Annotated in this window: 21 protein-coding genes; 20 read left to right on the forward strand and 1 reads right to left on the reverse strand. The window is 45.4% G+C overall.

Annotated elements, in window-relative coordinates; genetic code table 11:
• The first annotated feature begins 33 nt into the window (after nt 1–33).
• From dnaA to priA, 20 genes are all read left to right on the forward strand, one after another.
• Nucleotides 34–1,458 (forward strand): chromosomal replication initiator protein DnaA, encoded by a 1,425-nt coding sequence (gene dnaA / locus AOC19_RS00005; protein ID WP_215376381.1) that lies wholly within the window; start codon nt 34–36, stop codon nt 1,456–1,458.
• 265 nt (nt 1,459–1,723) lie between these two features.
• The gene (dnaN, locus tag AOC19_RS00010) at nt 1,724–2,839 is read left to right on the forward strand and encodes a DNA polymerase III subunit beta (protein WP_215376384.1); all 1,116 of its coding nucleotides are present in this window, start codon (nt 1,724–1,726) and stop codon (nt 2,837–2,839) included.
• An 11-nt stretch (nt 2,840–2,850) separates the two neighbouring features.
• A complete protein-coding gene (gene gyrB, locus AOC19_RS00015) occupies nt 2,851–5,349 on the forward strand; it encodes a DNA topoisomerase (ATP-hydrolyzing) subunit B (RefSeq protein WP_215376387.1) in 2,499 nt (832 codons plus the stop codon).
• 5 nt (nt 5,350–5,354) lie between these two features.
• Nucleotides 5,355–5,849, forward strand: a complete 495-nt coding sequence (locus AOC19_RS00020) for an SET domain-containing protein (protein ID WP_215376389.1) — start codon at nt 5,355–5,357, stop codon at nt 5,847–5,849.
• Nucleotides 5,850–5,857: 8 nt separating this feature from the next.
• Complete coding sequence (locus AOC19_RS00025) at nt 5,858–6,082, forward strand: DUF3717 domain-containing protein (protein ID WP_215376392.1); 225 nt, start codon at nt 5,858–5,860, stop codon at nt 6,080–6,082.
• Nucleotides 6,083–6,225: 143 nt separating this feature from the next.
• Nucleotides 6,226–8,154, forward strand: coding sequence for a tRNA uridine-5-carboxymethylaminomethyl(34) synthesis enzyme MnmG (mnmG, locus tag AOC19_RS00030; RefSeq protein ID WP_215376395.1), 1,929 nt, complete (start codon nt 6,226–6,228; stop codon nt 8,152–8,154).
• Nucleotides 8,144–8,806: a 16S rRNA (guanine(527)-N(7))-methyltransferase RsmG gene (gene rsmG, locus AOC19_RS00035; protein WP_215376398.1), complete on the forward strand. Its 663-nt coding sequence runs from the start codon at nt 8,144–8,146 to the stop codon at nt 8,804–8,806. The genes mnmG and rsmG overlap by 11 nt, the downstream gene beginning before the upstream one ends.
• 24 nt (nt 8,807–8,830) lie before the next feature.
• Nucleotides 8,831–9,601, forward strand: a complete 771-nt coding sequence (locus AOC19_RS00040) for a ParA family protein (RefSeq protein ID WP_215376401.1) — start codon at nt 8,831–8,833, stop codon at nt 9,599–9,601.
• Between the two features lie 19 nt (nt 9,602–9,620).
• Complete coding sequence (locus tag AOC19_RS00045) at nt 9,621–10,511, forward strand: ParB/RepB/Spo0J family partition protein (protein ID WP_435367694.1); 891 nt, start codon at nt 9,621–9,623, stop codon at nt 10,509–10,511.
• A gap of 68 nt (nt 10,512–10,579) precedes the next feature.
• A complete protein-coding gene (locus AOC19_RS00050) occupies nt 10,580–11,074 on the forward strand; it encodes an ATP synthase subunit I (RefSeq protein ID WP_215376406.1) in 495 nt (164 codons plus the stop codon).
• Nucleotides 11,075–11,113: 39 nt separating this feature from the next.
• Nucleotides 11,114–11,989 carry a F0F1 ATP synthase subunit A gene (gene atpB, locus AOC19_RS00055; protein WP_215376409.1) on the forward strand — a complete coding sequence of 292 codons (876 nt, stop codon included), beginning with the start codon at nt 11,114–11,116 and terminating at the stop codon, nt 11,987–11,989.
• 45 nt (nt 11,990–12,034) lie between these two features.
• Entirely contained in the window at nt 12,035–12,301 is a 267-nt protein-coding gene (atpE, locus tag AOC19_RS00060) for a F0F1 ATP synthase subunit C (RefSeq protein ID WP_012357116.1), read from the forward strand.
• A gap of 63 nt (nt 12,302–12,364) precedes the next feature.
• Nucleotides 12,365–12,835: a F0F1 ATP synthase subunit B gene (locus AOC19_RS00065; RefSeq protein WP_215334139.1), complete on the forward strand. Its 471-nt coding sequence runs from the start codon at nt 12,365–12,367 to the stop codon at nt 12,833–12,835.
• Between the two features lies 1 nt (nt 12,836).
• On the forward strand, nt 12,837–13,373 hold the full coding sequence (locus AOC19_RS00070) for a F0F1 ATP synthase subunit delta (protein ID WP_015420204.1): 537 nt from the start codon (nt 12,837–12,839) through the stop codon (nt 13,371–13,373).
• Between the two features lie 45 nt (nt 13,374–13,418).
• Nucleotides 13,419–14,960, forward strand: coding sequence for a F0F1 ATP synthase subunit alpha (gene atpA, locus AOC19_RS00075; protein ID WP_015420205.1), 1,542 nt, complete (start codon nt 13,419–13,421; stop codon nt 14,958–14,960).
• A gap of 17 nt (nt 14,961–14,977) precedes the next feature.
• Nucleotides 14,978–15,847: a F0F1 ATP synthase subunit gamma gene (atpG, locus tag AOC19_RS00080; protein WP_215376411.1), complete on the forward strand. Its 870-nt coding sequence runs from the start codon at nt 14,978–14,980 to the stop codon at nt 15,845–15,847.
• Between the two features lie 55 nt (nt 15,848–15,902).
• Entirely contained in the window at nt 15,903–17,303 is a 1,401-nt protein-coding gene (gene atpD, locus AOC19_RS00085) for a F0F1 ATP synthase subunit beta (protein WP_015420207.1), read from the forward strand.
• A 21-nt stretch (nt 17,304–17,324) separates the two neighbouring features.
• Complete coding sequence (locus AOC19_RS00090; protein ID WP_015420208.1) at nt 17,325–17,741, forward strand: F0F1 ATP synthase subunit epsilon; 417 nt, start codon at nt 17,325–17,327, stop codon at nt 17,739–17,741.
• Nucleotides 17,742–17,750: 9 nt separating this feature from the next.
• Complete coding sequence (hemE, locus tag AOC19_RS00095; protein WP_215377923.1) at nt 17,751–18,869, forward strand: uroporphyrinogen decarboxylase; 1,119 nt, start codon at nt 17,751–17,753, stop codon at nt 18,867–18,869.
• A 260-nt stretch (nt 18,870–19,129) separates the two neighbouring features.
• Complete coding sequence (gene priA, locus AOC19_RS00100; protein WP_251368031.1) at nt 19,130–21,259, forward strand: replication restart helicase PriA; 2,130 nt, start codon at nt 19,130–19,132, stop codon at nt 21,257–21,259.
• Here the strand turns inward: priA and gcvH are convergent.
• A complete protein-coding gene (gcvH, locus tag AOC19_RS00105; protein ID WP_215376413.1) occupies nt 21,256–21,648 on the reverse strand; it encodes a glycine cleavage system protein GcvH in 393 nt (130 codons plus the stop codon). The two genes, priA and gcvH, sit on opposite strands and share 4 nt — an antisense overlap.
• Nucleotides 21,649–21,655: the final 7 nt, after the last annotated feature.

Raw genomic sequence — 21,655 nt, forward strand, 5'->3', positions numbered from 1 at the left:
TTCTTGGCTCGCTACAATGGATCCTCCAAAAATATGAGCAACCTACAGAATCCACCCACATTGAACTCAATTAGCCCCCTGGGATTTTGGGATGACGCTCTTGGCATACTTGCACGTGAGCTATCCCCCCAACAATTTAAAACCTGGATTCAACCCCTGAGCTTGGTTTCTTATGATGAAAGTGAGCAATCACTCATACTGGGGGCTCCGAATAGATTCAAACTTGACTGGATTAAAAAGACATTTTCAGATCGCTTCCAAGCTATTGCCGACCAATACTTTGGCCGACCAATCAACTTAAACTTCGTCCTCAATGTTGAAGGCGCGAGCACCCAAACAATAGAGTTGACTTCACCCAAGGAAAAGCTTGAGCCGCAAGAGGTCGCAATTACCCCAGATAACTCTTCCACAGAAGAACAGTCGTTTGAAATTGAAGACCACTCTAAACTCAACCCAAACCTTACTTTTGAAACCTTTGTAACCGGTAAGGCCAATCAACTAGCAAGGGCAGCATCCATTCAGGTGGCACACAATCCAGGGACCTCATATAACCCAATGTTTTTATATGGTGGTGTGGGCTTGGGTAAAACCCACTTAATCCACGCTATTGGCAATCATCTTTTAAAAGAAAAGCCCAACGCCCGAATTCGGTATATCCACGCTGAGCAATACGTCTCTGATGTGGTTAGAGCCTATCAACAAAAGGCTTTTGACCGCTTTAAGCGCTATTACCACTCTTTAGACCTCTTACTTATTGACGATATTCAGTTTTTTAGTGGGAAGTCGAGGACGCAAGAGGAGTTTTTCTACGCCTTTGAAGCTCTTTTAAGCAACAAAGCCCAGGTCATCATTACAAGCGATACCTACCCGAAAGAAATGGCTGGGATTGACGATCGCCTCATCTCTCGTTTTGACTCCGGACTAACCGTAGCAATCGAGCCGCCAGAACTTGAGATGCGGGTCGCCATCTTGATGAAAAAGGCCTTAAGCGAGGGCATCCCCATGAGCGAAGATGTTGCCTTCTTTGTGGCAAAGCACCTTAGATCCAACGTACGTGAGCTTGAGGGGGCGCTAAGAAAGATACTGGCTTTTGTGCGCTTTCACGGCAAGGAGGTCACAATTGAGGTGGCCCGCATAGCCTTAAAAGACTTACTTTCAATACAAAACCGACAGATTTCAGTCGAAAACATCCAAAAAGCTGTGGCAGACTTTTACAGCATTAAGGTTGCGGATATGTATTCAAAGAAGCGGCCAGCTAATATCGCGCGCCCACGTCAAATTGCCATGTTTATGGCTAAAGAATTAACCCAAAAAAGCCTCCCGGAAATTGGTGAATTATTTGGGGGTCGAGACCACACCACCGTCTTGCATGCGGTTCGTAAGATTGGTGAGGAGCGTTCTCATGATGGGCAGCTTAACCATGAAATCCACGTTATTGAGCAAACCCTAAAGTCCTAGGTTTTTTGCCTGTGGATAAGTTTGTGGATAGCTCAATGGATAACTTTGGGGATAAGGGGTGGATAAATTGTGGAAAGCTCACGCTTCATGCAAAAATAGGGTGTTGATAAAAAGTTATCCAATATTTATGCAGTGTTTATACAAAAGTTTTCCACAGGTTTTTTTGGTTTTAATAGCTTGTTTTATATACGGTTTTTGACTTATCCACTGAAATAACAAGCCTTATTACTACTACTAATAAGATATATACAAGGATTTAAAAGCAATGCAACTCGTAAACACTTCACGTGACAGTTTATTAAAACCACTTCAAGTTGTTAGTGGCATTGTTGAACGTCGACATACTTTACCCATCTTGGCAAATTTATTGTTTAAGAAGCAAGGCGATAAGGTTTCTTTTATATCCACCGATATAGAAATTCAAATTACAACCAATGCTAGTTTTGGTGTTGGTGCTGAAGATGTGACAACTACAGTTGCTGCAAGAAAGTTGCTTGATATCTTGCGCGCACTTCCGGAGGGTCCGGTTGCACTGAATCTTAAAGATAACAAGATGGTTGTTCAGAGCGGTAAGAGCCGTTTTTCTTTACAAACACTTTCTGCAACCGAGTTTCCGGTCATGCAAAGCGTTGGTGAAGTGACTGCAAGTTGGAAGATGACTCAAAAGAGCTTTCGTCAACTGGTTAGTCAAGTGCATTTTGCAATGGCGCAGCAAGACATCCGTTATTACCTCAACGGTATGCTGTTGGTTGTTGAGGGTAAACAGGTGATCGCTGTTGCCACGGATGGTCATCGCTTAGCCTATTCTCAAGTTGAGTTATCCGATGCTCCGGTGGGGTCTGGCCAGCGACAGGAAATTATTATTCCCCGCAAGACTATTCTTGAGTGTCAACACTTACTTGAAGACTCAGATGAATTATTAGAAATGAGTCTGACATCAAACCAAGTCAAATTTACATTTGGTGATATTGAACTCATCTCAAAATTGGTTGAGGGTAAGTTCCCTGATTTTCAGAGAGTGATCCCTAAGGGCCATAAAAACTCATTAGTGGTAGGTCGGGATGTTTTGCAATCAGCATTACAGCGAGCGGCAATTCTGACGACCGATAAATTCAAAGGTGTGCGTTTTTCTTTATCACCAAATCGAATTACCGTTCAATCCACTAACGCTGAACAAGAAGAGGCTCAGGAAGAAATTGAGACTGAGTACAGTGGTGACACTGTTGAGATTGGATTCAATGTGAGTTACTTGTTAGATGTTTTATCAAACTTGAAAAATGAGAAAATTCAAATTAGTTTAGGTGACGCCAATAGTAGTGCGGTGATTACCTTACCTGGTTCGGAAGACTTCAAGTATGTCGTGATGCCAATGCGTATTTAATTTAGAAAAAAATGACTGAAGAAAAAAAAGTAGTAGAGCAGTATGGTGCATCATCAATCCAAATCTTAGAAGGTCTCGAGGCTGTTCGTAAGCGTCCGGGTATGTACATCGGAGACACCTCCGATGGAACAGGTTTGCATCACCTGGTTTTTGAGGTTTTAGATAACTCTATTGATGAGGCTTTAGCGGGTTATTGCTCTGAAATCACTGTCGTTATTCAAACCGACAACTCTATTTCTATTGTTGATAACGGGCGCGGCGTTCCAACTGGAATTAAATACGACGATAAGCATGAGCCAAAAAGGAGTGCGGCCGAGATCGTCATGACCGAGTTGCATGCTGGTGGTAAGTTTGATCAAAATAGCTACAAGGTTTCTGGTGGTTTACATGGTGTGGGTGTTAGTTGCGTAAACGCGCTTTCTAAGTGGCTGAAGCTCACCATCCGTCGTGATGGTAAGGCACATTACATGGAGTTTGCGCGTGGCGTTATTCAGAACCGCAATATTCAAGAGGAAAATGGTGTTGCAGTTTCACCAATCACCGTTACAGGTGACACAAGCCTGTCTGGTACCGAGGTACATTTTTTAGCTGATGAGGAGATCTTTGGAAATATTGAGTTCCATTATGAAATTCTGGTTAAGCGTATACGTGAGCTCTCATTTTTAAATAATGGCGTTCACATTAAATTAATTGATCAACGCTCTGGTCAAGAAGAAGACTTTGCCTTCTCTGGCGGTGTCAAAGGTTTTGTTGAATACATTAACCAAACAAAAAATGTTTTACACCCCAATATTTTTTATGCAGAAGGTATTCGTCCATCAGACTTGGGCGGCAATATTACTGCTGAAGTATCGATGCAGTGGAATGATAGTTTTAGTGAGCAAGTCTTATGTTTTACTAACAACATCCCTCAGCGTGATGGTGGTACCCACCTAACAGGCTTACGCGCAGCGATGACGCGTGTTATTAATAAATATATTGATGAGCATGAAGTAGCTAAAAAGGCTAAGGTAGAAATTTCTGGTGACGATATGCGCGAAGGCCTTGCTTGCGTTTTGTCGGTTAAAGTCCCGGAGCCAAAATTTTCAAGCCAAACAAAAGACAAATTGGTTTCTAGCGAAGTTCGTGGGCCTGTTGAAGAGATTGTTGCTGAAGCATTAAGCGCCTATCTTCAAGAGCGCCCAGCCGATGCAAAAATTTTGTGTGGAAAAATTGTAGATGCTGCTCGAGCTCGTGAAGCAGCTCGTAAGGCTCGCGACATGACTCGTCGCAAGGGTGTTCTTGATGGTTTGGGTCTTCCTGGAAAGCTGGCAGACTGCCAAGAGAAGGACCCAACAAAATCAGAATTATTTATTGTTGAGGGAGATTCCGCGGGTGGTTCTGCTAAGCAGGGTCGTGACCGACGTTTCCAGGCGATTCTTCCATTAAAAGGAAAAATTCTCAACGTTGAAAAAGCTCGATTCGATAAAATGTTGGCTAGCCAGGAGGTGGTTACCTTAATTACCGTTCTTGGAACCGGTATCGGTGTTGAGGAATATAAAGCTGACAAACTACGTTATCACCGCATCATTATCATGACCGACGCGGACGTAGATGGCAGTCACATTCGCACACTCTTACTCACCTTCTTTTACAGACAGATGCCTGAGTTGATTGAGCGCGGCCATATTTATATCGCTCAACCACCTTTGTATAAAGTAAAGTTTGGTAAGAATGAGCAGTACATTAAAGATGATGCTGAACTGAACCAGTTGCTCTTAAAGATTGCATTAGAGTCAGCATCTCTACAAACCCCGTCAGGCGAGGTTATTGAGGGTGAGGCATTGGGTGAGCTTGCTAAGCACTATCAAGTTATTCAGTCGGTTGTAGATCGCCTATCCCGTAACATTGATGAAGATGCCCTGCGTGCCATTGCCTCAGGCACTCAATTAAATCTAGACACTGAGAAATCAGCACAAGAGTCAGCGGAGCGTTTGCGCCTTGCCTTAGCAGACTCTTTAAACCCTTTAGCACTTCCACCAGAAATCATCGTGCAAAAAGAAGAGCGCACTGAACGCTTTAAGTTGCTGTTATCGCGCCGCATCCATGGCAACTTAAAACTATCTGCAATCAACTCTGATTTTGTACATGGTGACGACTATCAGAGCCTAGCAAATGCGGCAGCAGTTTTGTCTGGCAAAGTATTGCCGGGCTCAAAAGTGCGCCGAGGTGATCCAGATAAAAACCAAAAAGAACAATCCATTCAAAATTTCAGGGCGGCTTTCGCTTGGCTACTTTCTGAAGCGGAGCGCGTACTCAGTCGCCAGCGATATAAGGGTCTTGGTGAGATGAACCCATCACAGTTGTGGGAAACCACAATGGATGCGGGTTCGCGTACCTTGCTTCAAGTCAAAATTGAAGATGCCATTGCTGCCGACCAAGTCTTCACCACTTTGATGGGTGACGAGGTTGAGCCGCGCCGCGCCTTTATTGAGAAAAACGCTCTAATCGCTCGTAACCTGGATGTTTGATTTAAATGGCTAAAAAGAAATTGGTTGTACCGAGTGTGGATAGGTCTTGCATTGTTGTTAAGTCATCACCAATCCACGGCAAAGGGGTTTTTGTTGCCAAACCCATTAAAAAAGGTGCAGCAATTATTGAGTACAAGGGTGAGCGCATTAGTTGGAAGTTGGCCGAGAAGCGCCACCCACATGATCCAAAAGACCCAAATCACACTTTCTATTTTTCACTAGAAGATGGCCGCTGCATTGATGCCAAATATGGTGGTAACGCCGCTCGTTGGATCAATCACTCTTGTAAGCCAAGTTGTGAGACTAGGGAAGATAGTTTTAATGGTGAGCCTCGTGTATTTATTTATGCGAAACGCGACCTAAAAAAGGGCGAAGAGCTTTTTTATGACTATTCCCTTGATGTTGAGGGCCCGGTTACCAAGCAGATGAAAAAAGACTACGAGTGTCGTTGTGGTGCCAAAAAATGTCGCGGCACCATGTTATCGCTCGATACTAAATAATTTTGAAGATGTTGTTCGTTAGTATTCAGGACTTGGAGGCGGCCATCAATTATTGGCGCAGTCAATCACCGGCGGTTGGTGAGGAGTTGCATTTGTGTCCTGAAGCTGCGGTGCTTGCGAAGCCTTATGCCCTCATGATTGTTCAGGGGTCTCAAAGGGTTCCCATGGATGTCTTAGATGAGGCGGCCAAGGCGGCAATCCAAGCCTTTCTAAAAAATAGTAAAAATAGTTAAGCTACTTAACTTAGGTTTTACATAAATACCAATAAAAACAATGGGTTAGAAGTTTTATTTTGATACTTGGCCTATGTTTTTCCAGATTTGTTTCACGTGAAACCTACAAAATGCTATGATCATCGCCCTATCTGAGGCAAATCATGCGTTATTCAAAGAACTTCGATGTCATTGTGGTTGGTGGTGGTCACGCCGGAACTGAGGCCGCCCTCGCGGCTGCGCGCATGGGATGCCAAACCCTCCTGATTACCCATAGCATTGAGAGTTTGGGGGCCATGAGTTGTAATCCCTCAATTGGTGGCATCGGTAAAGGGCACCTAGTTAAAGAGATTGATGCAATGGGTGGCGCCATGGCGGCTGCTACTGATGAGGCTGGTATTCAGTTTCGGATCTTAAATTCAAGCAAGGGCCCCGCTGTTCGTGCGACCCGCGCACAAGGGGATCGCGTTTTATATAAGGCCGCAATCCGTCGTCGTCTTGAAAACCAAGCAAACCTAACCCTTTTCCAGGCCGCCGTTGACGATCTTCTAGTTGTGGGTGATGAGGTTCAGGGTGTGGTGACGCAAATGGGCTTGAAGTTTATGGCCAAAAAGGTGGTGCTGACTGCGGGCACCTTTTTGGATGGGAAGATTCACGTTGGTTTAAATAATCATGCTGGCGGTCGAGCTGGTGATCCCGCAGCCGTTTCTTTATCGGCAAGATTAAAAGAGTTGAAGCTGCCTCAAGGAAGGCTAAAGACTGGTACTCCACCCCGGATTGATGGAAGAACCATTGATTTCTCGGTGATGTTGGAGCAACCTGGGGATCTAGACCCTGTACCTGTTTTTTCATACCTGGGTCGACCAGAGCAACACCCTAAGCAAGTGCCTTGTTGGATTTCTCATACGAATGAGCAAACACACGACATTATTCGCGGCGGCTTAGATCGTTCCCCAATGTATACCGGCGTTATTGAGGGGGTTGGTCCGCGCTACTGCCCCTCTATTGAGGATAAGATTCATCGCTTTGCCTCCAGAAATAGTCATCAGATTTTCTTGGAGCCAGAGGGTTTAACCACAAACGAGTTTTACCCTAACGGTATCTCCACCAGCCTACCATTTGATGTTCAATGGAATTTGGTGCGTAGTATTCGCGGCCTAGAGTCGGCGGTTATTGTGCGCCCCGGCTATGCGATTGAATACGACTTCTTTGATCCGCGCCATTTACGCCACAGTTTAGAGACCAAGGCTATCGCAGGTTTGTATTTTGCCGGCCAGATTAATGGCACAACAGGCTATGAAGAGGCCGCCGCCCAAGGCATGCTTGCTGGCATTAATGCCGGCCTGGCGGCACAAGGCAAAGAGCCATGGCTACCCAAGCGCAGTGAATCCTACATCGGTGTTTTGGTTGATGACTTGATTACTCTTGGTGTTCAGGAGCCCTATCGCATGTTTACTAGTCGCGCGGAATACCGCTTGAGCTTACGTGAGGACAATGCAGATCTGCGCCTAACCACCATTGGTCGTAAGCTTGGTTTGGTCGACGACTATCGCTGGAATACGTTCTGCAGAAAACAAGAGGCTGTTTCACGTGAAACATCCCGTTTGCAGGATATTTGGATTGGTCCAAAGCATGCCTCGGCAATGGCTGTTTCTGAGCTTTTGGGGCAAGACTTGTCCCACGAGTGTAGTTTGGCAGACCTTTTAAGGCGTCCCGGCATTACTTATGAGGCGGTTACTGGCTTGGCAGATGGCCTTTGGTCGCCAGGAACGTTGGATGACGACCTGGGTTTAGCGCAACAAATTAGCGACCAAGTTGAAATTTCCATTAAATATCAAGGGTATATAGATAGGCAGGCGGTTGAGATTGCTCGGCAAGAGCATAACGAGACCTTCCCTTTGCCGGACGCTTTGGATTACACCCAGGTTCTTGGTTTATCTAAAGAGGTTCAGCAAAAACTCAATTTGCATAAGCCTGGCACCTTGGGTCAGGCCGGCAGGATCTCCGGCGTTACTCCCGCAGCCCTTTCCTTATTATTGGTCCACTTAAAAAAAGGCTTAGGCCGCACCCAAGAAGAAACCCATGAGCCATGATTTGGTTTCTTTGGGAATTGAGGATTTAGGCCTCAATCTCAGCTCTGGGAATATTGCCGATTTGGAGCTTTTCCTGCAGGAAATGGGCCGCTGGAACCAGGTGCATAATTTAACTGCAATTGAGGGTGAAAAGAACTCTGTTCGTCTGCATCTTATTGATTCCATTACAGTTTTGCCAGTAATGCGCCAATTTCTAGGTGTACAAAACCCTAAAATTGCTGACTTGGGGTCGGGCGGTGGCCTGCCTGCAATTCCTATTGCTATTTTGCAGCCCGAGTGGCATGTGACCTTGATTGAGGCCATCCGGAAAAAGACGGCATTCTTGCAACATGTGCGCGGTAAGCTGGGTTTAAAGAATATTCAGGTGCTGAGTGATCGTGTCGAGGCGGTGGCCAAATCTCAACCAGGACAGTTTGATGCGGTGATTTCTAGGGCGTTTACTAATCTTGCCCACTTTCTAGAGCTTTCCTTACCCCTTCTCAAGCCTGATGGCTTGGTATTTGCGATGAAGTCTAAGCGCGCAGATGAAGAGTTGCAGGATGTTTGTATGGATGACTGGCGATTGGTAGCTGATGAGCCCCTACAGATCCCGAATTTAGAGGTAGATCGCCGGCTTTTAGTTTTATCCCCCATGAGAAAATTACCCCTTTAAAGCACGACATTTTTAAGAAAAACTATGGCCAAAATATTTTGTATTGCAAATCAAAAAGGTGGTGTTGGAAAAACGACTACCGCTGTGAATTTGGCTGCCGGTTTAGCTGGGCATCAGCAACGTGTTTTATTGGTAGATTTAGATCCGCAGGGTAACGCCACAATGGGATCTGGAATTGAAAAAGCGGATCTCAATAGTACGGTGTATCAAGTCCTAATTGGCTTGTCGTCGGTGAAAGAATCTGCTGTGCGTTGCGAGAGCTCTGGCTACGATGTGTTGCCAGCAAATCGAGATTTAGCTGGCGCAGAAATTGAGTTAGTAGATTTGGATTCTCGCGAGCAAAGATTAAAAGATGCGCTTGCGCTCGTAGCAGATGATTACGATTTTATTTTGATTGATTGTCCCCCTGCGTTATCTCTGTTAACGCTGAATGGATTGTGTGCGGCGAACGGTGTGATCGTACCAATGCAGTGTGAGTATTTTGCATTAGAAGGTTTGTCAGATTTAGTGAATACCATTAAACAAGTGCATGCCAATTTAAATCCCGACCTGGTGATTATTGGATTGTTGCGCGTGATGTTTGATGCGCGCATGACATTGCAGCAACAAGTTTCCGATCAATTGCTTGAGCACTTTGGTGACAAAGTATTCAAGAGCATTATTCCCCGCAACGTCCGCCTGGCCGAGGCTCCGTCCTACGGGCTTCCTGGGGTGGCGTTTGATAAGTCATCACGTGGCGCTAAAGCTTACTTAGAGTTTGGTGCCGAGATGATTGAGCGCATCAAGCAAATGTAAAACTTAGGAACAATAAAATATTATGGTTGCAATAAAGAAAAAAGGTTTAGGTCGCGGCTTGGAGGCCTTACTCGGTGACAAAGCGCAAAAAGAAATCACAACAGAAATTAATCGTTTGCCTTTGACTGCATTGCAGGCGGGTAAATATCAACCCCGACAAAAAATGGAAGCGGGCGCATTACAAGAGCTGGCTGAAAGTATTCGTGAGCAAGGTGTGATGCAACCACTATTGGTGCGTTTAGTTGCTCCCGGCAAATACGAAATTATTGCGGGTGAGCGCCGCTTTCGTGCCGCAACTTTAGTTGGCTTAAAAGAGGTGCCCGTTTTAGTTTCTGGCGCCAATGATCAAGCTGCTGCAGCGATGGCTTTGGTCGAGAATATGCAGCGCGAGGATTTGAATCCTCTAGAAGAATCTCAAGGCCTCGCCAGATTAATTGAAGAGTTTGGTTTTACGCATGAGCAAGCTGCAAAAGCGGTAGGCAAGTCACGTAGTGCTGTAACAAATTTATTGCGCTTAAATCAATTAGCAAAACCAGTGCAAGCCATGCTATTGGCAGGCGATATTGACATGGGCCACGCCCGCGCTTTATTACCCTTGCCTGGTGCCAGTCAAATTGCTTTGGCGCAAAGAATTGCGGCTCAGGGCCTGTCTGTTCGAGAGGCTGAAAAAATGTCTACTGCCCTCGCGCTTGCCGGAGGCCAGATTGGGGACAAAAAAGCCAAAATGAAGTCGGAAGTGGGTGCGCCAAGTCGAGATCCTGATATGCGCCGCTTAACTCAAGAAATTGCTGATTTGATAGGCTTAAACGCTGAATTTAAGTTCAAAGGCAAGGGTGGCGAGCTCAGAATCCGGTTTAGCCAATTTGATGAGTTGGATTCATTGTTGAAAAAGCTGGGCGTTGGGGCTTAAAACTCTTCAAAAATGACCCTAAAACATTTGACCTATTGCAGTGCACACATTAAACTCACGGGGCTAAATTGATTCCTCAAAAAAATCGATTTTCCGAGGCAAATGACTGGGATGAGCCTGACGAAGAGGTTTACCGAGTCCTAAGCAAGGGGGAAATGACGGCGCTGCAACTCAGCAATGCTGTTAAACACCCCCCGCTGTCGCCTTGGAGGATCTTGGCAGCACAAGTAGTGCTTACAGTGCTCAGTATGGTGGTTTGGTCAATTTTTGGGGAGCCGGTAGGGGTAAGCCTTTATACTCAGTCGGCCTTTTTAGGTGGTTTAATTAGCGTCTTGCCTTCAACCCTGTTCTTGATTAGGTTGGAGTTGGCAAAAAAAACGCAAATATTGAATCCTGGGAATTACTTAGCGGCATTGGTTTCGGGCGAATTTATCAAAATCGTCGTCACCTTGATGCTGTTTTTAGGGGTCGCTTTTTTGATCCCGGGTGTGCATTGGGTCCCATTGTTGGTGACTTATGTGCTTGCCCTAAAGTGTGTATGGCTAGCGTGGTTGTGGCGCTAAGAGTAATAAATGTGATTGAACCAAAGGACTAGTTAAGAGATGTCTAGCGAAGTAAACCAGGCCCACGCGGCTGCCGAGCAAATGACGCCAACAGCGTACATTTCTGAGCACTTACAAAACCTCAACAATACAGGTGGACCACAGACGTCCATTATTGATTTCAGCATCATCAACTTGGATACTATTTTTTGGGCATCAGCCATGGGCCTGCTCACCGTATTGATTTTGTTGATTGCAGCACGTCGTGCAACCCCAGGTGTGCCAGGCCGCTTTCAGTGCTTTGTGGAAATGATTGTCGAAATGGCAGAAACCCAATCGAAAAGCATCGTTCATGGCGACCGCTCGTACATTGCTCCACTCGCCCTATTTGTATTCTTTTGGATCATCCTTCTTAACACCTTAGACTTGGTCCCTGTGGATTGGGTTTTGGGCGTAAATCATTTCATCGAAAGCTTTGGTGTCCATGTTCCGCACCATAAGGTTGTTCCTACAACCGATCTCAATGCGACCATGGGCATGTCCATGTCTGTTTTGCTTTTGGTTTTCTTTTACAGCTTCAAAGTAAAGGGTTTTGGTGGTTTCTTGCACGAGCTCGTTTCTGCCCCGTTTGGTGCTAAGTGGTACTTGGCGCCATTCAACCTCGCTTTGAACATCATTGAATATCTTGCTAAAGGTGTTTCATTGGGAATGCGACTGTTCGGCAATATGTATGCCGGCGAGTTAGTTTTCTTGTTGATCGCATTGCTAGGTAGTGTGTGGACATTTAATTTAGATTTATCCCTGTTCGGATTGGTGGGCCATGTTATTGCTGGATCAGCTTGGGCCATCTTCCACATTTTGGTTATTTTGTTGCAAGCCTTTATTTTCATGATGTTGACTTTGGTTTACATCGGGCAAGCGCATAGCCATCACTAAGATTTTTACTTTTAACTTATCTCTTTAACTTCAGGAGTCAGCAACATGCAACAATTTCTCGCAAACATTCAAGGTTTCACAGCAATCGCTATCGGCATCATCATCGGCCTCGGCGCGATCGGTGCTTGTTTAGGTATTGCATTGATGGGTGGTAAGTACATCGAAGCTTGTGCACGTCAACCAGAATTGATGGAGCCACTCCAAACTAAGATGTTCCTTTTGGCTGGTTTGATCGACGCTGCGTTCTTGATCGGCGTTGGTGTTGCAATGTTGTTTGCTTTCGCAAACCCACTGCTCGCAGTTATTAAGTAATTGTTTTGGCGTGGATGACCACCGGGTCATCCAACCGTTCTCAACAATACTGAAAGGAATATCGTGAATCTGAACGCGACCCTATTCGCGCAAATGATCGTTTTCTTCGTCTTATGGTGGGTTGTTGCACGCTTTGTGTGGCCACCGCTAGTTAAGGCGTTAGACGAGCGTTCAAGCAAAATTGCTGACGGCTTAGCTGCTGCCGAGCGCGGTAAAGAAGCACTCGCATTAGCAAGCAATGAAGCAGAGCAAGAATTAAATAAAGCACGCCAAGAGGGTGTGCAGCGTGTTGCAGAGGCAGAAAAACGTGCACAGATGTCCGCCGAAGAAATTCGCGTCAATGCACAAGCTGAAGCAGCCCGCATCATTTCTCAAGCTAAGCAAGATGCAGATCAACAAGTAACTCGTGCTCGCGAAGTGTTGCGTGCTGAAGTTGCCGTGTTGGCTGTTAAAGGTGCAGAGCAAATTTTGCGTCGTGAAGTTGATGCAAAAGCCCATGGCACATTGCTTGATCAACTAAAGGCAGAACTTTGATATGGCTGAATTAGCCACGATTGCACGCCCTTACGCTGAAGCGCTTTTTCAAAGCGCTAAGCCTGCTGAGCTTGCTACTTGTTTAGAGCAGTTAAATGAATTGGCGCAGCTAGCTGCATTGCCAGAAGTTGCTGCTTTATCAAACAATCCAAAAGTATCTGCAGATGATTTAAGCAAATTGCTTTCCGGTATGGTGAAGACAAAGCTGGACGGCAAAATTGCAAGTTTTTTAAGTCTTGTAAATCAAAACCATCGCTTATCTGCCATTCCTGAAATTGCGCGTCAATTTGAGGCAATGAAGAATCAAAGCGAAGGTGCAGCAGAAGTAATGATTACTAGCGCATTCCCATTAGAGGGTTCAGCGTTAAATGATTTGTTGTCAAGTTTGAAGAAGCGCTTTGGGGGTAAAGAATTGCGCCCAACTATTCAAGTAGATCCTGCATTGATTGGCGGAGTTCGCATTCAAGTTGGTGATGAGGTATTGGATAGTTCAGTTAAAGCACAGTTAGCTCAAATGCAAGCAAGTCTTGGCGCATAAGTTATCCCTATTAAGAACATACGAAATAAGACCCAGGAGTAAGTAATGCAACTCAACCCTTCCGAGATCAGTGAACTGATCAAAAGCCGAATTAGCGAAATGGGTGTTGATTCCCAACTTCGCAACGAAGGCACTGTAATTTCAGTGACCGACGGTATTTGCCGTGTACATGGCTTGTCTGGTGTTATGCAGGGCGAAATGTTGGAGTTCCCTAACAACACAATCGGCCTCGCGTTGAACCTTGAGCGTGATTCAGTTGGTGCTGTGGTGTTGGGTGAGTACACCCATATTAAAGAAGGCGATCCAGTTAAGTGTACTGGCCGCATCTTGGAAGTTCCAGTTGGCCCAGAGTTGCTCGGTCGCGTTGTAAACGCGCTCGGTCAGCCGATTGATGGCAAAGGCCCAATCAACACTAAGTTGACTGACTTTATCGAAAAAGTTGCTCCAGGCGTTATCGCACGTCAATCTGTTAGTCAGCCAGTTCAAACTGGTTTGAAAGCGATTGATGCAATGGTTCCAATCGGCCGCGGTCAGCGCGAGTTGATCATTGGTGACCGTCAAACAGGTAAGACAGCAGTTGCAGTTGATGCGATCATCAACCAAAAAGGTAAAGGCGTTTATTGCGTTTACGTTGCGATTGGTCAAAAAGCTTCTACTATTGCTAACGTTGTGCGCAAGCTCACAGAGCTCGGCGCAATGGAATACACAGTTGTTGTTGCAGCGAGTGCTTCCGAGTCTGCAGCGATGCAGTACCTCTCAGCATATGCTGGTTGCACAATGGGTGAATACTTCCGCGACCGTGGCGAAGATGCGTTGATCGTTTATGACGATTTAACTAAACAAGCTGTTGCATACCGTCAGATTTCATTACTCTTGCGTCGCCCACCAGGCCGCGAAGCTTACCCTGGCGATGTGTTCTATCTCCACTCACGTTTGCTTGAGCGTGCTGCTCGTGTAAGTGCTGATTACGTTGAGAAATTTACAAACGGTTCAGTAAAAGGTAAGACAGGCTCATTGACTGCATTGCCAATTATTGAAACTCAAGCTGGTGACGTTTCTGCTTTCGTTCCAACCAACGTTATTTCGATTACTGACGGTCAGATCTTCTTGGAAACTGACTTGTTTAACGCCGGCGTACGTCCTGCGATTAACGCGGGTATTTCTGTGTCACGTGTTGGTGGTGCAGCACAAACTAAAGTTATTAAGAAACTGTCTGGCGGTATTCGTACCGACTTGGCGCAGTATCGTGAATTGGCAGCGTTTGCTCAGTTCGCTTCTGACCTTGACGAAGCAACTCGTAAGCAGTTAGAGCGCGGTCGCCGCGTTACAGAATTGTGTAAGCAAGCTCAGTACAAGCCTTTGCAGGTTTGGGAAATGGCGGCTTCACTCTACGCTGTGAATAACGGCTACTTTGATGACCTCGAAGTAAAGAACGTATTGCCATTCGAAAAAGGTTTGCAAGATCATTTGAAGTCCAAATACGCTGATTTAGTTGGCCGTATTGAAGAGACTAAAGATTTGAGCAAAGATGACGAAGCTGCTTTGCGTGCTGCAATTGAGGATTACAAGCGTTCAGCCTCTTTCTAAGAGGGCTCGCATAAATCATGGCAAGCACAAAAGAGATACGATCTAAGATCAAGAGCGTGCAAAACACGCGCAAGATCACGAAGGCAATGGAAATGGTCGCCGCATCTAAGATGCGTCGCGCCCAAGAGCGCATGCGTAATGCGCGTCCATATGCTGAAAAAATTCGTGAGATTGTTGCTAATCTTTCTAAAGCAAATCCTGAGTTCCGCCCTGCTTACATGGCAACTCGTGAAGTGAAGAAAATTGGCACGATTTTGGTTACAACAGACAAAGGTTTATGCGGGGGTTTGAATACCAACGTATTGCGTCTGATTGCAAACCAAGTGCGCGATATGGAAGGCAGCAATGTTGGTATTGAATACACCGCCATTGGTTCAAAAGGCCTCCAGTTTTTAAATCGCTCTAAAGCAAAACTCATTTCTCAAACAATTCAGATTGGCGATACGCCACATATGGATGTTTTGATTGGTGCAATTACTGCCCAATTGGAAGCGTTTGAGCGCGGCGAAATTGATGCTGTCTATTTGGCATACACCCGCTTTGTTAACGCAATGAAACAAGAGCCTGTTTTAGAAAAGCTCTTACCTTTGGAGCCGGCTGCATTAACTCCAGAAGAGAAAGCAGGAAATTCTTGGGATTACATCTATGAACCAGATGCAGAGTCCATTTTGAATGGCTTGCTCAAGCGTTACGTAGAGGCAATGATTTATCAAGCTGTTGCTGAGAATATGGCTTCAGAACAATCTGCTCGCATGGTCTCAATGAAGGCCGCTTCAGATAATGCGAAGAATGTAATCGGCGAATTGCAATTGGAATACAACAAAACACGACAGGCTGCTATTACTAAAGAGTTGTCAGAGATTGTTGGCGGAGCGGCTGCTGTTTAAGCGGTCAGCGTTTAGGAATACGAAAGAATTCAGGAATTAAAAGCGGAGAAATGCGATGAGTAACGGAAATATCGTGCAGTGTATCGGTCCAGTGGTGGACATTCAGTTCCCACGCGACAAAATGCCAAACATTTATGATGCGTTGACATTAGTTGATAGCGGCGAAAAATCATTTGCTGAAAAAGGTTTGACCTTTGAGGTACAACAACAGATCGGTGACGGCGTAGTTCGCGCGATTGCCATGGGCGCAAGCGATGGTTTGCGTCGCGGTATGGAAGTCAAATCTACTGGCGGTCCAATTTCTGTTCCTGTTGGCCCGGCAACATTAGGCCGCATCATGGACGTTTTAGGTCGTCCGATTGATGATGCAGGTCCAATTGCTACTGAAGAGCGTCGCGCAATTCACCAGCCAGCACCAAAATTTGATGAACTCTCCCCTTCCGTTGACTTGTTAGAAACCGGTATTAAGGTTATTGACTTAGTTTGCCCGTTTGCTAAAGGTGGTAAGGTTGGCTTGTTCGGTGGTGCGGGTGTTGGTAAGACCGTAAACATGATGGAATTGATTAACAACATCGCTAAGCAACACTCAGGTTTATCAGTGTTTGCTGGTGTTGGTGAGCGTACTCGTGAAGGTAATGACTTCTACCACGAGATGAAAGAATCTAACGTTATCGACAAAGTTGCGATGGTGTTTGGTCAGATGAATGAGCCTCCTGGCAACCGTCTGCGCGTAGCGTTGACTGGTTTGACAATGGCTGAAGCATTCCGTGACGAAGGCCGTGACATTTTGTTCTTCGTTGATAACATCTACCGTTACACACTCGCAGGTACTGAAGTATCAGCGTTGTTAGGTCGTATGCCTTCAGCTGTAGGTTATCAACCTACTTTGGCTGAAGAAATGGGTAAGTTGCAAGAGCGTATTACTTCAACTAAGACTGGTTCTGTTACATCTATTCAGGCCGTTTACGTGCCTGCGGATGATTTGACCGATCCATCACCAGCTACAACCTTCTTACACTTAGACTCCACAGTTGTGTTGTCACGTGATATTGCTGCTTTGGGTATCTACCCAGCGGTTGATCCATTGGATTCAACCAGCCGTCAGCTCGATCCACAAGTGGTTGGTCAAGAGCACTATGAAGTTGCTCGTGAAGTTCAGATGACATTGCAACGCTACAAAGAGTTGCGCGACATTATTGCTATTTTGGGTATGGATGAGTTGTCACCAGAAGACAAATTAGCTGTATCACGTGCACGTAAGATTCAACGTTTCTTGTCCCAGCCTTTCCACGTTGCTGAAGTATTTACTGGTTCACCAGGCAAATACGTTCCATTGAAAGAAACTATTCGTGGTTTCAAAATGATTTGCAGCGGTGAATTGGATCACTTGCCAGAGCAAGCGTTCTACATGGTGGGTTCAATTGATGAAGCCATCGAGAAAGCTAAGAAGCTTTAATCGAACTCATCTAGGGAAATTATGTCAACCATACGCGTCGATGTAGTAAGTGCTGAGCAATCTATTTTTAGCGGTGAAGCCAAGTTTGTTGCGCTTCCTGGTGAGAATGGTGAGCTCGGTATTTTGCGCGGCCACACCCCTTTGATTACACGCATTCGTCCAGGTTCAGTTCGTATTGAAAAAGCTGATGGTGATGAAGAGTTTGTATTCGTAGCGGGTGGCTATTTAGAAGTTCAGCCCGATCATGTCACTGTGTTAGCAGACACTGCTATCCGCGGCCATGATTTAGATGAAGCTAAGGCTAACGAAGCTAAGAAGCGCGCTGAAGAAGCAATGCAAAATCGTGGCACCGACTTTGATTTGGCATTAGCTCAATCAGAGTTTGCAATGGCAGCGGCACAGCTTGCAGCGATTGCTCGTTTCCGTCGTAAAAAGTAAGAGCCGGTCATCTCCTTGTTGTTAAATGATCGGTTTTTAAAAGCCTGCTTGGGCGAAGCGGTTGATCAAACACCGCTTTGGCTCATGCGCCAAGCGGGCCGCTATCTACCTGAGTACAACGCTACTCGTGCAAGAGCCGGAAGCTTTCTTGGCCTTGCAAAAAATCCAGCATATGCAACTGAAGTAACGCTCCAGCCATTGGATCGCTACCCGCTGGACGCCGCAATTTTGTTCTCCGATATTTTGACCATTCCTGATGCAATGGGTTTGGGCTTGAAATTTACGGCGGGCGAAGGACCTAGCTTTGATCACCCCCTTCGTACAGAAGATGCGGTAAGGAAATTACATGTTGCGGATATGGATCAGCTCAAATATGTTTTTGATGCTGTCTCTGAAATTCGCAAAGCATTAATTCAGGATGGAAAGCAGCGTGTTCCATTAATTGGTTTCTCTGGAAGCCCATGGACATTAGCTTGCTACATGATTGATGGTTCAGGTTCTGATGATTTCCGTCACGCCAAGACCATGATGTTTAGTCGCCCTGATTTACTTGAGCATATTCTTGAGATTAATGTGCAGTCGGTTTCCGCTTATTTACTTGAGCAAGTAAAAGCCGGAGCACAAGCGCTCATGATATTTGATACATGGGGAGGCTTGCTTCCTGACGGTTGGTATCAGCGCATGTCTTTGGCGGCTATGCAAAAAGTTATTGCTCTATTGCCTCGCGAACATGAGGGCCGCAAGATCCCAATCATCATGTTTACTAAAGGCGGTGGAATTTGGTTAAATGACATGGCTCAGGTCGGCGCAGATGTTATTGCGATTGACTGGACTATGCGTTTAAGTCGTGCCCGTAAACAGCTATTAGAAATTAACAAGCCGCTAGCGCTGCAGGGAAATTTAGATCCACTTATCTTGTTTTCAGAGCCAAATCAAATTTCGGCAGCAGCCGAATCCCTTTTGAACGATCTGGCTAGTGCCCCCGCATTAAAGCCGGGCCTTCATTCGCTGGATGGCCATATCTTTAATTTGGGTCATGGCATCAATCAATTTACCCCACCCGAAAGTGTGGCAGCTCTATCTGAGACGGTAATCTCAAGGTCAAAAGCCCTTCGGGCAGCCAAATAAGCACAAGTAATTGCTAACTTTAGCCAATATTTCGGCAAAAGTTATGCACAGAAATGTGCAAAACCATAAATACAGTGAGATTGAAGGGAATTATAAACTTTCACCTTTAGTAATCACTGTAACTTATTGATTAATATAGGAAATAAGTAAAATACTAATTTTCTGCCCAAGATGGCGCTCCTATAAAATAGCTATAGAAATATTAAAGAACAAATGATATCCACAGACTTATCCACAGGGTAAGGCCAAAAATTTACAAAATGATGCTTAAACCCATTGTTGTTCAGGTAGTGATTGATAAGCCCTTGGCCCAGGGCTTTGATTACCTATGGGATGCTGAAAAATTAGGCAAATTACCAGAAATAGGCCACGTAGTTGAGGTGCCCTTCGCAAGGATAAAGGAAGTCGGTCTTGTAATAAAAGTGAGTAATCACTCTGATTATGAGATTGAAAAACTCAAATCTGTCGAGCGACTAGCTCCACTCCCGGCATTCGATCCAGCACTATTGCGGCTAACGAACTTTGCCAGCCAGTATTACATTCATGCGCTTGGTGAAACCATCTTGCCAGTGATTCCACAAATGTGGAAAAAGGCGGATAACTGGGAAAAAATTCCAGAAAAAATAGAGGCAGTAAAAAAGAAGAATAAAGAAACTGACTTGGTGGCAGAGGGATTGATCACGCAGGACCAATTGAACCCAAATCAGAAGATTGCCTTACAAGAGCTATTTGCAAGCAGAGAAACAGAAAATCAATTTCGAGCGATCTTATTGCAGGGTCAAACAGGAAGTGGAAAGACCGCAGTCTTCCTCAATTGGCTGGCAAGCATCTTGAACGATGAAAGTGCTCAAGTACTTTTGTTGGTGCCAGAAATTAATTTAACGCCGCAATTAGAGCGACGCGTAATGGCCTATTTTCCGAATAAGAAAATGGCGGTACTGCATAGCGGCGTTAGTGAAAAGAAAAGAGGCATTGCTTGGTATGAGGCAATGACTGGAAAGGCGCAGATTATTTTAGGAACGCGTTTAGCGGCTTTAACACCAATGCCGAACTTGCGGGCTATCGTAGTGGATGAAGAGCATGACCCCTCATATAAGCAGCAAGATGGAACGCGTTACTCTGCGAGAGATTTAGCAATATGGCGGGCGCATGATCAAAAAATTCCTATACTCTTATCTTCAGCTACACCATCACTAGAAACTTGGTTGGCCGCTCAATCAGGTCGCTATGAATATATACGATTGGATCAGCGTGCACAGGGCGCAAGCCTACCCAAGGTGCATTTAATTAATACGCGTGATCCACAAAATCAATTTAGCCCAGGTGATAGTGGTGCTCCCAAACAAAAGAGCCTCATCACTAAAACGCTTGCGAATGCTATTAGCAAATCACTTGCGGAAAAAAAGCAGAGCCTCATTTTGATCAATCGCCGAGGCTATGCACCAGTGTTAAGTTGCTCGGCATGTAATTGGTTATCAAAATGTACGCAATGCTCAACCTTTACCGTGATGCATAAAGCGGAGACCTTCGGACGGCGACCAGCATTAAGTTGTCATCATTGTGGCTTGGTAAAGTCGATACCGCAGTTTTGCCCAGACTGTGGGAATGCTGATTTAAAAACACTTGGCCATGGCACGCAAAAGCTAGAGGATGCTATCGAAGAAATGTGGCCACAAGCAAGGGTGTTGCGTGTAGATACGGACTCCAGCAGAAAGAGTAAGGGCGCAGAAAAGCTCTTTCAGGAGATACATCATGGCAATGTAGATATTGTTGTTGGCACTCAAATGATTGCCAAGGGGCATGATTATCAGAATATTGGATTGGTTGCTGTATTGGATGCAGATAGTCGGCTCTATTCCGCAGATTTTAGGGCTGCCGAAAGATTGTTTGCACAGTTGGTTCAGGTGGCTGGACGTGCCGGAAGATCTGGCACTAGTGGTGAAGCTGGCGGCAATATTTATATCGAGACGCAGTATCCAGAGTCACCAGTATTTCAGTATTTATTAAGACACGACATTGATGGATTTTTAGGATTTACTGCTAGTGAGCGTGAGGAGGCAAAGTTACCACCCTACTCTTATCAAGCACTGGTTCACGCTGAGGGCAAAAGCCTCGATAAGGCAATTCAGTTTTTGAATAATTTAAAGTCTCGCATGAAAGCTAGGGGCTTGATTACGAAAGAGCTGAAAGTCTACGACCCTGTACCCAAGCCGGTCATGAGGGTTGCTGGTTCTGAGCGCGCCCAATTACTAATCGAATCGGGCAATCGCAAGGCACTACAAGAGGCACTTGAAATGATTGACCAAGAGTTGCGTCAAGAATCTACCGGAAGAATCAGCAAAACATCACGCATTCGTTGGTTAGTGGAGCGCGATCCGATTGCTATTTAAGCGCCGGGACCAGATTCGTATTGCGCAAGAGGCATCAATGCGTTGAGATCGGTGCTCAGCGATTCTGATGATGCTGGTTTAATTTTAAATAGCCAAACTGCATAAGGATTTGCATTTACCAATTCAGGGCTAGCATCCATCGCTGTATTGAGCGCAACGATCTCACCACCAATAGGCGCGTGTATATCACTCGCAGCTTTAACGGATTCAATTGCAGCAATAGCCTCACCCTGCTTCACTTGCCGACCAATTTCCGGCGCCTGAAAAAACATCACATCACCCAATGCCTCTTGTGCGTGGTTGCTAATACCTACCCACACTAGTCCATCATCTTCGATGCTGGCCCACTCATGCGTTTCTGCAAATTTAAATGTATCTTGAGTTTTCATTGTTTAT

It is taken from the genome of Polynucleobacter asymbioticus, assembly GCF_018687575.1.
In the GTDB taxonomy this organism is placed as follows: domain Bacteria; phylum Pseudomonadota; class Gammaproteobacteria; order Burkholderiales; family Burkholderiaceae; genus Polynucleobacter; species Polynucleobacter asymbioticus_C.

What these genes read in the sequence shown, in the direction of transcription:
- dnaA (WP_215376381.1), top strand. Translation starts at nt 34, where the DNA reads ATGAGCAACCTACAGAATCCACCCACATTGAACTCAATTAGCCCCCTG.
- dnaN (WP_215376384.1), top strand. Translation starts at nt 1,724, where the DNA reads ATGCAACTCGTAAACACTTCACGTGACAGTTTATTAAAACCACTTCAA.
- gyrB (WP_215376387.1), top strand. Translation starts at nt 2,851, where the DNA reads ATGACTGAAGAAAAAAAAGTAGTAGAGCAGTATGGTGCATCATCAATC.
- AOC19_RS00020 (WP_215376389.1), top strand. Translation starts at nt 5,355, where the DNA reads ATGGCTAAAAAGAAATTGGTTGTACCGAGTGTGGATAGGTCTTGCATT.
- AOC19_RS00025 (WP_215376392.1), top strand. Translation starts at nt 5,858, where the DNA reads ATGTTGTTCGTTAGTATTCAGGACTTGGAGGCGGCCATCAATTATTGG.
- mnmG (WP_215376395.1), top strand. Translation starts at nt 6,226, where the DNA reads ATGCGTTATTCAAAGAACTTCGATGTCATTGTGGTTGGTGGTGGTCAC.
- rsmG (WP_215376398.1), top strand. Translation starts at nt 8,144, where the DNA reads ATGAGCCATGATTTGGTTTCTTTGGGAATTGAGGATTTAGGCCTCAAT.
- AOC19_RS00040 (WP_215376401.1), top strand. Translation starts at nt 8,831, where the DNA reads ATGGCCAAAATATTTTGTATTGCAAATCAAAAAGGTGGTGTTGGAAAA.
- atpB (WP_215376409.1), top strand. Translation starts at nt 11,114, where the DNA reads ATGTCTAGCGAAGTAAACCAGGCCCACGCGGCTGCCGAGCAAATGACG.
- atpE (WP_012357116.1), top strand. Translation starts at nt 12,035, where the DNA reads ATGCAACAATTTCTCGCAAACATTCAAGGTTTCACAGCAATCGCTATC.
- AOC19_RS00070 (WP_015420204.1), top strand. Translation starts at nt 12,837, where the DNA reads ATGGCTGAATTAGCCACGATTGCACGCCCTTACGCTGAAGCGCTTTTT.
- atpA (WP_015420205.1), top strand. Translation starts at nt 13,419, where the DNA reads ATGCAACTCAACCCTTCCGAGATCAGTGAACTGATCAAAAGCCGAATT.
- atpG (WP_215376411.1), top strand. Translation starts at nt 14,978, where the DNA reads ATGGCAAGCACAAAAGAGATACGATCTAAGATCAAGAGCGTGCAAAAC.
- atpD (WP_015420207.1), top strand. Translation starts at nt 15,903, where the DNA reads ATGAGTAACGGAAATATCGTGCAGTGTATCGGTCCAGTGGTGGACATT.
- AOC19_RS00090 (WP_015420208.1), top strand. Translation starts at nt 17,325, where the DNA reads ATGTCAACCATACGCGTCGATGTAGTAAGTGCTGAGCAATCTATTTTT.
- priA (WP_251368031.1), top strand. Translation starts at nt 19,130, where the DNA reads ATGATGCTTAAACCCATTGTTGTTCAGGTAGTGATTGATAAGCCCTTG.
- gcvH (WP_215376413.1), bottom strand. Translation starts at nt 21,648, where the DNA reads ATGAAAACTCAAGATACATTTAAATTTGCAGAAACGCATGAGTGGGCC.